This window comes from Candidatus Planktophila sp., assembly GCF_040402275.1.
GTDB lineage: Bacteria > Actinomycetota > Actinomycetes > Nanopelagicales > Nanopelagicaceae > Planktophila.
This window is the reverse complement of sequence record NZ_JBBAMW010000019.1, coordinates 1-13,824: the sequence shown is the minus strand read 5'-3', so window position 1 is coordinate 13,824 and position 13,824 is coordinate 1. Positions and strand designations below refer to the sequence as shown.

Below are 13,824 nucleotides of genomic sequence, written 5' to 3'. Positions count from 1 at the left end.
TAGATGATGTATCCATGGCCGTGCTCTTGAATCAGATTAATTGATGCTTCTAGCTGCTCACCGCAATCACAGCGCTGTGAATGAACGACATCGCCTGTAAAGCACTCGCTATGAATACGAACCATCGGCAGCACGCCCACTTCACCAAAAGCAATTACTGCGTGCTCTCTTTGACGTAGCCCTGGAAATGTTGCGATTTTCCACATGCCACTACGAAGTGGCAGTTGTGCCCATTCAAACTCAAATTGTGGTGCTTCTTTTTTGGATGTAACTGGATTGGCCTGCACATACGCCTTGATTTCATCAACAGAGACAACTGGAATTTGGTGTTCTGTAGCAAAGGCGATCAGTGATTGCCCACGTGCCATTGAGCCATCGTCATTAACTATTTCTGATAGCAAAGAGAGTGGTTGTGCGCCGACGATTTGAGAGAGTGCAACACCAGCTTCTGTGTGACCACCGCGTGCTGCCAATCCCCCGTTATCTGCAATCAAAGGAAAGACATGGCCTGGTCGAATGAAATCTGAGGCAACAGCTGATGTGTCTGCAAGTGCTCTGACGGTATTGGAGCGCTCTTGTGCGCTAACTCCCGTTGTTATCCCTGGCTTGTAATCAACGCTGACAGTAAAGGCAGTCTTTTTTGAATCTTGGTTTTCTTCAACCATCAGCGGCAGGTGCAATGTGCGAGCACGCTCTTGAGTCATCGCAACACAGAGGATTCCAGTTGTGTGGCGCACCATAAAGGCCACTTTTTCTGCCGTAGCTTTTTCAGCCAAAATCATCAGATCACCTTCATTTTCACGATCAGCATCATCGGTAACAATAATCAGATCGCCGTTTTTATAAGCGGCAAGTGCTGCTTGGAGATTACTCATCACTTATCTCCTTTAGCTAGTAAACGCTCTACGTACTTGGCAAGAACATCAACTTCGATGTTGATCAGATCCCCAGGAAGTAGCGTTGAAAGATTGGTGCGCTCTAGCGTTTCTGGAATGAGCCAGACTGTGAGCACATTGGTCTCATCGTTAATTGATCCAACGGTGAGAGAAATACCATCTAGACAAATAGAGCCTTGATTAACAATGTATTTGCTCAACTCGGCGGGGACCTTGATATCAAATTGGGCCCACTTATCCCCGGGTGTTAATGAAACAACGGTGCCAACACCATCAACATGTCCTTGGACCATGTGTCCACCCATACGGGTATTGAGTTGTGCAGCAAGTTCTAGGTTTACGGGACTGCCCACAAAGATTTGTGACAGAGATGTCAAAGACAATGTTTGCACCATGACATCTGCTGTGAAGGCTGCGCCCTCTATTGAGGTAGCAGTTAAACACACCCCGTTTACGGCCACAGAATCGCCTAATGAAATCTCTGAAATCAGTCCCGGTGCGTTAATAGTAAAGATGGCAGATGTTTCACTCTTTTTGATTGCGGTAATTGAACCAAGTTCTGCAATGAGTCCTGTGAACATCACTCACCATTCCTAATCCGATAGACCGATTTAACATCGCCATCTAGAACTTGGGTACTGAGGTGGTCCATACGCATCTGATCAGTAATTGTCGTTGGGTAATCAAAGGCAAAGAAGTGCTTGCCTGTGCCCAAAAGCGTCGGTGCTTGATACATGATCAATTCATCGAGCAAGCAGCCATCCAACATCGCACTTGCCAATGTGGGCCCAGCCTCAACAAAGACATGATTAACGCCTAGTTCATTGAGTTTTTCCACCAACACATCTAAATCTTTAGATTTCACAAGAAGAGTTTTCGCAGCATCATCAAAAATCTGCGCAGCTTTTGGTAGCTCTTGCTCCCCGCACACAACACGAATTGGGTTAGCCCCATAACCAACAAAATCTCCACGCGGAATCAAATGTGGATCATCTGTAATAACAGTATTTGTACCTACCAAAATCGCATCTGCCTGACGGCGCAGTACCTGCACATCGCCCCTCGATGTTTCATTGGTAATCCATTTTGAGGTGCCATCAGCTGCTGCAACTTTGCCATCTAAAGTTGCTGCAACCTTCCACGTAAAGAACGGACGGTTCTTTTTAATCTTCATTAGCCAGGCGCGATTTGAAAACGCGGCCTCATCTTTCATGACACCTGCAATAACAGTGATGCCAGCTGCGCGAAGTGCATCTGCGCCCCCGGCGGCACTTTCATTGGGGTCCAAAACTGCAAAGACAACAGTTGTTATCCCTGCATCAATAATTGCTTGCACACATGGGCCAGTAGAACCTGTGTGATTACATGGCTCTAAACTCACCACAATCGTTCCACCTACTGCTTTGTTTCCTGCATTCTTAATCGCAACTACTTCTGCGTGATCGGGAGAGTTAACACGATCATGAAAACCTTCACCCACAATGTTGCCTGCTGCATTAATAATCACTGCGCCAACAATGGGATTGGGAGCTGTCTTTCCTAAGCCTTTTTCGGCAAGGGCAATGGCACGTTGCATCGCAACTGTGTATTCCATAAAAAAACCCCCGAATCTAGAAACGAGTAACCGGGGTGCGTGCAAGAAAGCACAAAGAAGGTAGGCGCAAGCCCACCCTTTGTTGGTTTCCTCTCATCCGGACTTTAACCGTCGGTCTCAGAATTTCACTGAGTCAACCGATACCTGGCAGGCATCGGGTCGCGGACTATAACCGCCGGTTCGAAATTACATCGACCCCGGAAACAACGTCGTAATTCTACTCTTGATTGATAGCTGCTGGCACCATGAAAAACCCCGCCCATCGTAATGATGAGCGGGGTTTTTAACGGGGTTGGTTAAATTTTTAGCTGCAACCAGATGTGTTTCCGCAACCTTCGCAGACAAAGCATGCACCTGACATACGCATCTTCACACCACATGTCATGCAGAGTGGAGCATCAGATTTGATTCCCATTGATTCAAGTAGATCAGAGGAGGATCCGATTGTTGCTGCAAGAGGTGCAGCTTCAATTGTTACCGCAACTGGCTTACTTGCAACCGCAGGAGCCGCCGCAACCGCACTTACTTTTGGGGTATCGGTTTCCTTTGCTAGCTCTGCGTACCCGCCACCGTTATCTAGCGCTGCTTGACGCTCTGCTGCGGTGTAGAGACCCATTGCAGAACGTTGTTCAAATGGTAGGTAGTCAAGAGCTAGACGACGGAAAATGTAATCCATCATGGACTGTGCCATGCGAATATCTGCATCATCTGTCATACCTGCTGGCTCAAAGCGCAAGTTTGTAAACTTCTCAACAAATGTTTCTAGTGGAACTCCGTATTGAAGTCCGATAGATACTGCAATTGAGAAAGCATCCATTACACCGGCAAGTGTTGAACCCTGCTTGCCTAGCTTTAAGAACACTTCACCCAGTGCGCCATCTGCGTATGCACCAGCGGTCATGTAACCCTCTGCGCCACCAACAGCAAATGATGTTGTTGTTGCAGGGCGTGCCTTTGGAAGACGCTTGCGAACTGGAGTAGACAAGTCCTCTTCTACAACTGCTTCCTTCTTCTTAGCCTTGCCATCAGATAGTGGCTGACCAACCTTGCAGTTGTCACGGTAAACAGCGAGCGCCTTGATACCCATGCGCCATGCTTCGATGTGAACCTCTTCAACCTCTTCAACAGTTGCATCCTCAGGAAGGTTTACCGTCTTTGAGATCGCACCTGACAAGAATGGCTGGCATGCAGCCATCATGCGCACGTGGCCCATTGGAGCAATTGAACGCTGTCCTAGTGCGCAATCAAATACTTCGTAGTGCTCAAGCTTGAGTCCTGGAGCATCGATCACGTGACCGTTTGCTGCAATGAACTCAACGATTGCTTCTACTGTTTCTTGGGCGTAGCCAAGCTTTACTAGTGCCTGTGGGACTGTCTGGTTAACGATCTGCATAGATCCGCCACCGACAAGCTTCTTGAACTTAACTAGTGAGAAGTCAGGCTCGATACCTGTTGTATCGCAATCCATCATCAAACCGATTGTTCCGGTTGGAGCAAGAACTGAGATCTGCGCGTTGCGCCATCCCTGCTTGGTTCCTGTTGAAACACATGTATCCCACGCCTTGTTTGCTTCCGTCCACACATCGCGGTCAAGAGTTGTCTCTGACTTTGCTGCAAATGAAGCAGATGCATGCTTGTGCATAACGCGTGCGTGTGCCTTAGCGTTTTGAGCAAAGCCTGCGTATGGTCCAACGATTCCAGCAAGCTCTGCTGAACGCTTGTAGGTAATACCGGTCATCAATGATGTGATTGCGCCAGCTAGTGCGCGGCCACCCTCTGAGTCATATGCAAGTCCTGATGCCATCAATAGCGCGCCAAGGTTTGCATAACCAATACCTAGTTGGCGGAACGCCTTTGTGGTGTCGCCAATTGCCTCTGTTGGGAAATCTGCGAAACAGATTGAGATGTCCATTGCTGTGATGATGAGCTCTGCTGACTTTGCAAATGTCTTTGCATCAAATGAGCCATCAGATTTTAGGAACTTCATCAAGTTAAGTGATGCCAAGTTACAAGAAGAATTGTCTAGTGACATGTACTCAGAGCAAGGGTTTGACGCATTGATGCGACCTGACTCTGGAGTTGTGTGCCAATCATTGACTGTGTCATCGAACTGAACACCAGGATCAGCACATGCCCATGCAGCTTGTGCAATCTTTGTAAACAGTGCTCGTGCATCAACAGTTTCAATAACTTCGCCAGTTGAGCGAGCTGTTAAACCAAACTGCTCTCCCTTTTCAACTGCGTTCATGAACTTGTCTGAAAGGCGAACTGAGTTGTTTGCGTTCTGGTACTGCACAGAGATGATGTCTTTTCCACCAAGGTCCATGTCAAAGCCGGCATCGCGTAGTGCGCGAATTTTGTCCTCTTCGTTGACCTTTGTCTCAATGAATTCTTCGATATCTGGGTGATCAACATCTAGAACAACCATCTTTGCAGCGCGGCGGGTAGCACCACCTGACTTGATTGTTCCAGCTGAAGCATCTGCTCCACGCATGAATGAAACTGGACCAGATGCTGTTCCGCCAGACTTTAGAAGCTCCTTTGAAGAACGGATGCGAGAGAGGTTAAGACCTGCTCCTGATCCACCCTTGAAGATCATTCCCTCTTCGCGGTACCAGTTAAGAATGCTGTCCATAGTGTCATCAACTGACAGGATGAAACATGCTGACACTTGCTGAGGCTGGTTTGTTCCAACGTTAAACCACACTGGTGAGTTGAAAGCGAAAATCTGGTGCAACAGCATGTGTGTTAATTCGTGTTCAAAAATTAAGGCATCGTTATCTGTTGCAAAGTAGCCGTGCTCTTTGCCCGCCTTTGTGTATGTCAACACAACGCGATCGATAACCTGCTTCAAAGACCATTCGCGATTGTCAGCACCGAGTGCGCCGCGGAAGTACTTTGTTGTAACGATGGTTGAGGCGTTTACTGACCAAGTCTCTGGATACTCAACACCGCGTTGTTCAAAAACAGTTTCACCTGTTCTCCAGTTTTGCTGCACTACATCGCGACGTTCCCATTTAACTTCATCGTATGGGTGTACGCCTTCGTTGGTGTAGATGCGTTCGATCGTCAAGCCCTTACCCTTTAGGGTGTTGTGAGCTTTGATTTTCGCTGGTCGGTTGATGACCGTCTCTGACATGTGTGGTTCCCCGTCTTCTAGTTATGAGTTAATTTTTTGAGTTGAGTTATTGCTTTGTTCTTTGGTACGTGTGCTTGGAGCAATTGGGGTATTGCTAGAAGGCAGAGCGCGGAGAAGTGCGATCTCACCTTCGAAGTCTTCAAGGGAGGCAAAGTTACGGTACACAGATGCATAACGTAAGTAGGCAACCTCATCTAGCTCTCGGAGTGGCGCAAGAATTGCCATTCCGACTTCCTGTGCTTCTATTTCTGCCTGTCCTGTGCCTCGAAGGGTCTCTTCTACGCGCTGAGCAAGCAAAACTAAATCGTCCTCATTGACCGGACGTCCTTGGCAGGCTTTGCGAACACCAACCAGTACCTTCTCGCGGCTAAATGGCTCTGTGGCCCCGCTCCGCTTAATAATGTTTAACAGTGAGAGCTCTTGAGTTGAAAATCGCTGGCCGCACTGGGGGCACTCGCGACGACGGCGGATTGCTGTGCCATCATCAACTGGACGAGAGTCCACAACGCGGGAATCATCAAATCTGCAGAATGGGCAATTCATCTCGGCGTGTCCTCCTGTCAATGCTCGTTTTTAGTAACTTCGGGTGTAAGGGGCTTTTAGAGCGGATTTAGAATATTACCCTAAAACCACTACTAATGGAAGCAATTCGTGCTTTGACCCCTACATCTTGTGTTAACTATAAAGCATTGGTTGAGGTTTTTCCTGTCGAGTAGGTTAAATCTTCCTAAACGGCGTGTCGGACTACTTCACAGGGACGCGAAGCCTCTGTCCAGCCTGAAGATCGACTCCCTTGAGGTTATTTGCCTCGCGAATCTCGTTCATCAAGCCCTGCACATCTCCTGAGGCATAGGCGGCGGCCACAGACCACAGGGTTTCACCTGGGGCAACGACCACGATCTCGTATGAAGGCGCTGTGCTTGCCTCGACCTGTCCGGCCCCGGACTGAGAAGCAAAGCCAGCTGCCATCACAACGGTCAACGAGAGAACAACGAAGGTGCGAGCAAGTCGACCACGGCGAGTTAATGTGCCGGACGGATTGGTCTGCTGATTGCTTAAAAAGCCCTGATTTACAATGCTTTTCCCACTTACTGAGTTAAAAGTTAGTGTGCTCATAGTCGTTTCTCCTGCTGTTTTACCTTGGGGAAGGTATTCGAACAACTGTTCGAATAAGACAATTAAACACCCTCCCACTGACAAATAGCAAGATAAATTCGAACAGGTGTTTGAATTTTTACAGGTTGCTTCCGCGGCGTACCTGCTTTCTTGACCAAATTGTTACCTTTTGTAGACAAACACCTCTTCCCCTGTGCGGCAAATCACCCTATCTTCCTCATATAACTCTGCGAAGTCGCTGTGAAGGGAGCCCTGCCCTATGACGCTCGTTGCTTCACAACTTTCGCTGACACATAACGGCGAAGTGTTTCTCGAGGACATTTCATTCACAGCTAGCCCTGGCATCACTGTTTTAGTGGGCCCAACCCTTAGCGGCAAGACAACTCTGATGCGCGTACTAGCAGGCTTAATCAAATCGGATTCTGGAAGTATCACAGTTAATAATGTTGATGTTGGTGCGATATCAGTTAAAGATCGTTCCGTCTCTTTTGTATACCAACAATTTATCAATTATCCATCGTTAACTGTCTTTGACAATATTGCCTCACCACTGCGTGTGCAAAAGCCAAAGATTAAAAAGGACGAGATCAAAGATCGCGTGCATGAAGTGGCGCAGATGCTTCGTATTACAGAGTTACTCGATCGCAAGCCATCTGCCCTCTCTGGTGGACAACAACAGCGCGTGGCAATTGCGCGCTCTCTTGCCCGCAAGAGCGATGTGGTACTGCTGGATGAACCACTTGCAAACCTTGACTTTAAATTGCGCGAGCAACTTCGAGATGAACTTCAAAGAATCTTCGCTGATGCAAACATGATGGTTATTTATTCAACCGCTGAACCACTTGAAGCGCTGGATATGGCCGCACACACAATCGTTATGAATGAAGGTCGCGTCGAACAAGATGGCAAAGCACTTGATTTGTACTCACGACCAAACAACCTTCCTGTTGCGCAAGCAATGAGTGACCCACCCCTCAATCTCATTAGCTCAAGTGTTGCCACAGCCAATTCTGAATCCATTGGAAGCGCACTACGAGATAAGTTCGGTGGAACATTTACAATTGGTATTAGGCCACACAACATCTCCTTGAAATCAGAGGGCGCACGGGACATCGCAATCAGCGGCAAGGTGCGTATCGCTGAAATAACAGGTAGTGCCACCTATCTCCACCTGGATCTAGAAAATGCGCAGAAAATTGTCCTTGAAATCGATGGTGCTCAGAACTTTACCTCTGGTTCAACAATGACTGTTTTCCTGGATCGCAGCGCTGTCTATGGCTTTGATCCAAAGACCGGAGCAACTCTCTTTGCTCCATCGGCGGTGCGCTAATGGCTGAGATACGGCTAGAAAATGTCGCTCACTCCTACGATGGTGGCTCAACATTTGCATTGAACCCAATCTCTGTAACGTGGAAAGATGGCAACGCAGTTGCACTGCTTGGTCCATCTGGTTGCGGAAAAACCACACTTCTAAACATCATCTCTGGACTTCTCACACCCTCTGTTGGTCGCGTTTATTTTGATGGCGTCGATGTCACAGATTTAGATACCGCAAAGCGCAACGTTGCGCAGGTTTTCCAATTCCCCGTCTTGTACGACACCATGACGGTACGCCAAAATCTTGCTTTCCCACTTAAAAATCGCAATGTATCTAAGGATGTTATTGCAGAGCGCGTAGAAGAGATTGCAGAACTTCTAGGAATCAGCAAATATCTAGATATCCGCCCACTGAAGTTACGGTCTGATTTACAACAACTAGTCAGCCTTGGGCGCGGACTAGTTCGCAAAGATGTTCCTGCCATTTTATTTGATGAGCCGTTGACAGTTATTGATCAGAACTTTAAGTGGACCCTTCGTGGACGCCTCAAGGAGATGCACAACAACACTCGTCACACATTGGTATATGTCACACACGATCAGACTGAAGCTCTGACATTTGCTGATGAAGTAGTAGTCCTTAATCAAGGAAACATTGTTCAGACTGGAACCGCATCAGATCTCTTCTTGACCCCACAAGATGAGTTTGTGGGCTTTTTTATCGGCTCCCCTGGGATGAATTTCCTTGATGGCAAGGTTAACGACGGCGCAGTGATGGTTGGTTCCACCCGCATTGGAACCACACTAAGTGCCACAACAATTGCTAATGGCAATGTGCGAGTGGGCATCCGACCAGAATTCTTATCTATTGATGAAACAGGTAAGGGCCTTCCGGTAGAGATAAATCGCGTTGAGCACCGCGGTGGTTACAAGCTAGTTCACGCAGACTCAGTACAAGGAAAATTTGTGGCCAAACTCGACAATGAATCCGCACTTGTTGCAGGTCAAAGTGTGCACTTGGCATTTCATCCCGAACGCACATATTTATTCCGTGATTCAAAAGTATGTGGAACTGTAAATGTAAAGGGGGCGAAATAGTGAAAACGTATAACAACAAGGCTTGGTTCTTGGTTCTTCCAGTTATTTTGGTTGTTTCCTTTACTGCGCTGATCCCTTTGATGACAGTTGCAAATTATGCAATTCAAGATATTTTTAGCCCAGATAATCGCTTATTTGTAGGTATGAAGTGGTTCTATGACATTACAAATGACACCCTGATTCTTTCGGCATTCAAACGCAGCTTTCAATTTTCAATCCAGGCACTCCTAATTCAAATTCCACTCGGCATCGCAATTGCACGCATCATGCCAAAATCAGGATGGAAAGCTTCGGCAGCGCTGGTTGCAGTGGCTATTCCTTTGATTATTCCTTTCAACGTGATCGGTTCTACCTGGCTAATCTTCTCTCGCAAAGATATTGGACTTGGCGGATACTTACTCAACAAGTTCTTTGACTTTGATTTCACATCAGATCCAATAGATGGCTGGGGCTTGATTCTTGCAGTAGATGTTTGGCATTGGACCCCACTTGTTGTGCTCCTCGTCTATGCCGGTTTGCGTTCAATTCCGGAGCCGTATTACCAAGCCGCGGCAATCGATGGAGCATCGACTTATGCTGTCTTTAGATATGTAGAACTTCCAAAACTTCGCCGGGTTTTGCTCATTGCAGTTCTGCTTCGTTTTATGGATAGCTTCATGATTTACACCGAGCCATTTGTTATTACAGGTGGTGGTCCAGGTGATGCAACAACCTTTGCAAGTATCTTGCTGACAAATATCGCCGTGGGACAATTTGATGTTGGTCGAGCGGGTGCGTACTCATTGATTTTCTTCTTACTGATCCAGATCATGTCATTTATTTTCTATACGGTTTTGACATTGCAAGATCGAGAAGAAGTGACAAAGACTAAGTGAGTACATCAAAGACACTCATAAAGGGCGCTTTCTCCCCGCAAAAGAAGAAGCAATCACTTCCGTGGACAGGTTTTGTTTTTTGGCTTGTCATTGCAATCTGGATGATTCCTGTTGCATGGCTCATCTTGATGTCAGTGCGCCCATCTGCAGATATTTTAGGGGCCTTTGAAATCATCCCAAGTCGCTTTACATTTGATGGATACCGCGACTTCATCCTTAAAGAGATGTGGTACAAGGCTTATTTGAACTCGTTGACATATTCAACGCTCAATACAGTCTTCTCAGTAACCCTTGCACTCCCAGCTGCTTATGCATTCTCACGCTTTAGATTTGCCGGGGATAAGCACCTGTTCTTCTGGTTGCTGACAAATCGCATGGCACCTGCTGCAGTGTTCTTGCTTCCTTTCTACAACATGTATAACGCAGTCGGACTCTTTGATACGACATTGGGTGTGGCAATTGCCCACATGCTCTTTAATGTTCCACTGGCTGTCTGGATTCTTGAAGGATTTATCTCAGGCATCCCCCGCCAAGTCGATGAAACCGCAGCAATTGATGGTTATTCCCTACCCAAGTTCTTCGTCAAGATTTTCTTGCCAATGATTCGCTCAGGCATTGGTGTTACCGCCTTTTTCTGCTTCATGTTTAGTTGGGTTGAATTACTCATTGCGCGCACGATCACTAGCACAGATGCAAAACCAATTAGTGCTGCAATGACTCGTACGGTTTCATCGGCCGGAACAGATTGGACGCTTCTTTCTACCGCTGGTGTAATGACGATCATCCCTGGTGTTCTTGCGATTTGGTTTGTGCGTAAATACATCGCCAAGGGTTTTGCGTTAGGTCGTGTCTAATAATGTTGAAATGGATGGTCTGGACACCGCCTGTTGCGATTGTATTTATTGCAGCGTTTTTACTTATTGTTGGACTCACCATTTGGGGACACTATCGACCACCAAAGATTCGCAAAGGTTTCTTGCGCATTACAACCGATCGTGGTGATCGTGTTTATATTTCCTACATTTCAGCTGCGTTTTTCATGGTCATGTGGATAGCACTTGTGGACGGAGCGCTTTACGTGGGTTGTGCCTTGGCGGTAGCACTGATTGCAATCATTTTAAAGTGGGGATAAAAAAGACAATGGGATTGCTACAAGGAAACTTGTAGCGATAGGAATAAACCACTCACCTGGGTGGCTTTAGGAGGAAGGAAAATATAGTGCTCGGAAAAAGAGTTAAGTTCGTTCTGATACCAGTACTAGCAGGCACTCTCGTGCTTTCAGCTTGTAGTAGCAGCAGTGATTCCGCATCAGGAGATAACGCGGCATTCGAAGCAGCAGCCACAAAATGGATCGACACCGAGTTCCAGCCAAGTGCTATTTCAAAGGACGAGCAGACAGCTGAAATGAAGTGGCTTGTTGAAGCATCAGCCCCCTATCGTGGTCTTTCAATTAAGGTCGCATCAGAGGGACTTACAACACACAAATATGAGTCTGAGGTACTGACAAAGGCATTCCTAGAAATGACTGGAATCACAGTCACTCACGACATTATCGGTGAAGGTGACGTAGTCCAGAATATCCAGACTGAGTATCAGACTGGAAAGCCTATCTACGATGCATACATCAACGATTCAGATCTAATCGGTACTCACTCACGTTCAGAAGCAGTTTTGCCATTGAGTGATTACATAAGTGGCGAAGGAAAAGATGTTACTTCACCATACCTAGATCTCGATGACTTCATTGGTACAAAATTTACAACCGGACCTGATAAGAAGCTGTATCAGTTGCCTGATCAACAGTTTGCAAACCTTTACTGGTTCCGCTACGACTGGTTCACAGATCCAGCAATTAAGGCACAGTTTAAGAAGAGTTACGGATATGACTTAGGTGTGCCAGTTAACTGGTCTGCCTATGAAGATATCGCTAAGTTCTTCTCGACTCAGGTAAATGGCAACGGCAAGATTGATGGAACCAAGGTCTATGGTCACATGGACTATGGCAAGAAAGATCCATCACTTGGCTGGCGCTTTACCGATGCATGGCTATCAATGGCCGGCAATGGAGATAAAGGTCTACCTAATGGACTCCCTGTAGATGAATGGGGAATTCGCGTAGAAAATTGCAAGCCAGCTGGTTCATCAGTTACACGTGGTGGAGACACCAACGCACCTGCATCTGTTTATGCAATCCAGAAGTACCTTGACTGGTTCAAGTACACACCACCTACCGCTCGCGGTATGGACTTCTCAGAGTCAGGTCCAGTTCCTGGACAAGGCTCAGTTGCACAGCAGATGTTCTGGTACACAGCATTTACCGCCGATCTCTCTAATCCAGAGATTTCACCAAAGGTAGTAAACGCCGATGGAACACCTAAGTGGAAGATGGCACCATCTCCACACGGGGCATACTGGCAAGATGGCATGAAACTCGGTTACCAAGATGTAGGTTCTTGGACATTCTTTAAATCAGTTTCCCCTGAGCAGCGTGCTGCTGCATGGTTATATGCACAGTTCATAACCAGCAAGACAGTTGACCTTAAGAAGTCAATCACTGGTTTGACATTCATCCGTGAATCGACAATCCAGGCCCAATACTTCACAGATAACGCTGCTAAGTACGGCGGTTTGATTGAGTTCTACCGCTCACCAGCTCGTGTTCAGTGGTCTCCAACTGGAACTAACGTTCCAGATTATCCAAAACTTGCTCAACTATGGTGGCAGAACATTGCACCAGCAGCTGCAGGTGAAAAAACTGCGCAACAAGCAATGGATGCTCTGGCCAAAGCACAAGATGATGTTCTTACACGTCTTGAAGCAGGCGGAGGACAAGGCGAGTGCGGTGTGAAGATGAATCCAGTTAAGGATGCGAAGTACTGGTTAGATCAACCAGGCGCGCCTTACCCTAAGTTAGCTAATGAAAAGCCAAAGCCTGAGACTGTCGATTACGACACTCTCGTGGCTTCCTGGAAGAACTAAGTTAACCCAGCACAACGGGCAACTGGCTGGTCGACTCAAATGAGTTGGCCAGCCTTTTGTCCTTTCCCCACAAACCCCTGAACTACCCCAAAACCCATTCGAACAGGTGTTTGAATTTTTCGGCAAGATGTGTCACCCTATGGGTATGGCAAAAGTAACTGAACTCCCAGACAGCCCAGAAGGCCCTCACGGCCTGACCACCCGTCAGCTCAAGATCCTTGGAGCTATCAAGGATGCCCTTGAAAACAACGGCTATCCCCCTTCAATGCGAGAGATCGGCGTTGTCGCTGGCCTGACCTCCCCTGCCTCAGTCAAATACCAATTAGAAGCCCTAGAAAAGAAGGGCTTCATCCGCCGCGACCCAACCCGTGGCCGGGCACTAGAAGTTTTGATGCCAGATGAGAAAACTGCAGAGAACTCATCTCCAGTAGATGCCACCCGCTACATCCCACTTGTAGGTCGCATCGCAGCCGGTGGTCCCATCACCGCTGAGCAATCAATTGAAGAGACCTTCCCACTTCCAGAATCACTTGTCGGCAGCGGCGAACTCTTCATGCTCAAAGTTGTTGGTGAATCAATGATTAACGCAGCTATCTGCGATGGTGATTACGTAGTTATCCGCTCTCAAAAAGATTGCAACAACGGTGAAATCGTTGCAGCAATGATTGATGGCGAAGCAACTGTGAAGACCTTCTCCCGCAAGAACGGCCACATCTGGCTACTTCCTGCCAATGATGACTTTGCTCCTATCGATGGAGACAACTGCGAGATCCTCGGCAAAGTAACTGCCGTACTTCGTTCTGTTCGCTA

General features: G+C 47.3%; 13 protein-coding genes and 1 riboswitch. Of the genes, 7 read left to right on the top strand and 6 right to left on the bottom strand.

Annotated features, from left to right (window positions below; all coding sequences use genetic code 11):
- The 6 genes from ribB to AC9UEY_RS04780 all read right to left on the bottom strand — a co-directional run.
- Window positions 1-875 (bottom strand): 3,4-dihydroxy-2-butanone-4-phosphate synthase (ribB, locus tag AC9UEY_RS04805; RefSeq protein ID WP_509538507.1); only part of this gene is annotated, 875 nt, incomplete at its 3' end.
- On the bottom strand, window positions 875-1,477 hold the full coding sequence (locus AC9UEY_RS04800; RefSeq protein WP_509538504.1) for a riboflavin synthase: 603 nt from the start codon (window positions 1,475-1,477) through the stop codon (window positions 875-877). The genes ribB and AC9UEY_RS04800, both read right to left, overlap by 1 nt.
- Window positions 1,477-2,490, bottom strand: a complete 1,014-nt coding sequence (gene ribD, locus AC9UEY_RS04795) for a bifunctional diaminohydroxyphosphoribosylaminopyrimidine deaminase/5-amino-6-(5-phosphoribosylamino)uracil reductase RibD (protein ID WP_509538501.1) — start codon at window positions 2,488-2,490, stop codon at window positions 1,477-1,479. The genes AC9UEY_RS04800 and ribD overlap by 1 nt, the downstream gene beginning before the upstream one ends.
- An 81-nt stretch (window positions 2,491-2,571) precedes the next feature.
- A riboswitch (FMN riboswitch) is annotated at window positions 2,572-2,699 on the bottom strand.
- 95 nt (window positions 2,700-2,794) lie between these two features.
- The gene (locus tag AC9UEY_RS04790) at window positions 2,795-5,629 is read right to left on the bottom strand and encodes a vitamin B12-dependent ribonucleotide reductase (protein ID WP_509538498.1); all 2,835 of its coding nucleotides are present in this window, start codon (window positions 5,627-5,629) and stop codon (window positions 2,795-2,797) included.
- 21 nt (window positions 5,630-5,650) lie between these two features.
- Window positions 5,651-6,172 carry a transcriptional regulator NrdR gene (nrdR, locus tag AC9UEY_RS04785; RefSeq protein WP_509538495.1) on the bottom strand — a complete coding sequence of 174 codons (522 nt, stop codon included), beginning with the start codon at window positions 6,170-6,172 and terminating at the stop codon, window positions 5,651-5,653.
- 201 nt (window positions 6,173-6,373) lie between these two features.
- On the bottom strand, window positions 6,374-6,745 hold the full coding sequence (locus AC9UEY_RS04780; RefSeq protein WP_509538492.1) for a LysM peptidoglycan-binding domain-containing protein: 372 nt from the start codon (window positions 6,743-6,745) through the stop codon (window positions 6,374-6,376).
- Between the two features lie 259 nt (window positions 6,746-7,004).
- Here AC9UEY_RS04780 and AC9UEY_RS04775 point away from each other — a divergent pair, with 259 nt between their 5' ends.
- From AC9UEY_RS04775 to lexA, 7 genes are all read left to right on the top strand, one after another.
- Entirely contained in the window at window positions 7,005-8,075 is a 1,071-nt protein-coding gene (locus AC9UEY_RS04775; RefSeq protein WP_509538490.1) for an ABC transporter ATP-binding protein, read from the top strand.
- Complete coding sequence (locus AC9UEY_RS04770) at window positions 8,075-9,160, top strand: ABC transporter ATP-binding protein (protein WP_509538487.1); 1,086 nt, start codon at window positions 8,075-8,077, stop codon at window positions 9,158-9,160. The genes AC9UEY_RS04775 and AC9UEY_RS04770 overlap by 1 nt, the downstream gene beginning before the upstream one ends.
- Window positions 9,157-10,035 carry a carbohydrate ABC transporter permease gene (locus AC9UEY_RS04765; protein WP_509538524.1) on the top strand — a complete coding sequence of 293 codons (879 nt, stop codon included), beginning with the start codon at window positions 9,157-9,159 and terminating at the stop codon, window positions 10,033-10,035. Before AC9UEY_RS04770 ends, AC9UEY_RS04765 begins: the two co-directional genes overlap by 4 nt.
- A gap of 101 nt (window positions 10,036-10,136) precedes the next feature.
- Window positions 10,137-10,889 (top strand): carbohydrate ABC transporter permease, encoded by a 753-nt coding sequence (locus AC9UEY_RS04760; RefSeq protein WP_509538521.1) that lies wholly within the window; start codon window positions 10,137-10,139, stop codon window positions 10,887-10,889.
- Window positions 10,890-10,891: 2 nt separating this feature from the next.
- Window positions 10,892-11,167 carry a DUF2160 domain-containing protein gene (locus AC9UEY_RS04755; RefSeq protein ID WP_509538485.1) on the top strand — a complete coding sequence of 92 codons (276 nt, stop codon included), beginning with the start codon at window positions 10,892-10,894 and terminating at the stop codon, window positions 11,165-11,167.
- A gap of 86 nt (window positions 11,168-11,253) precedes the next feature.
- Window positions 11,254-13,014, top strand: a complete 1,761-nt coding sequence (locus AC9UEY_RS04750) for an ABC transporter substrate-binding protein (protein WP_509538482.1) — start codon at window positions 11,254-11,256, stop codon at window positions 13,012-13,014.
- A 139-nt stretch (window positions 13,015-13,153) separates the two neighbouring features.
- The coding region (gene lexA, locus AC9UEY_RS04745) for a transcriptional repressor LexA (RefSeq protein WP_509538479.1) at window positions 13,154-13,824 on the top strand (671 nt) is incomplete at its 3' end.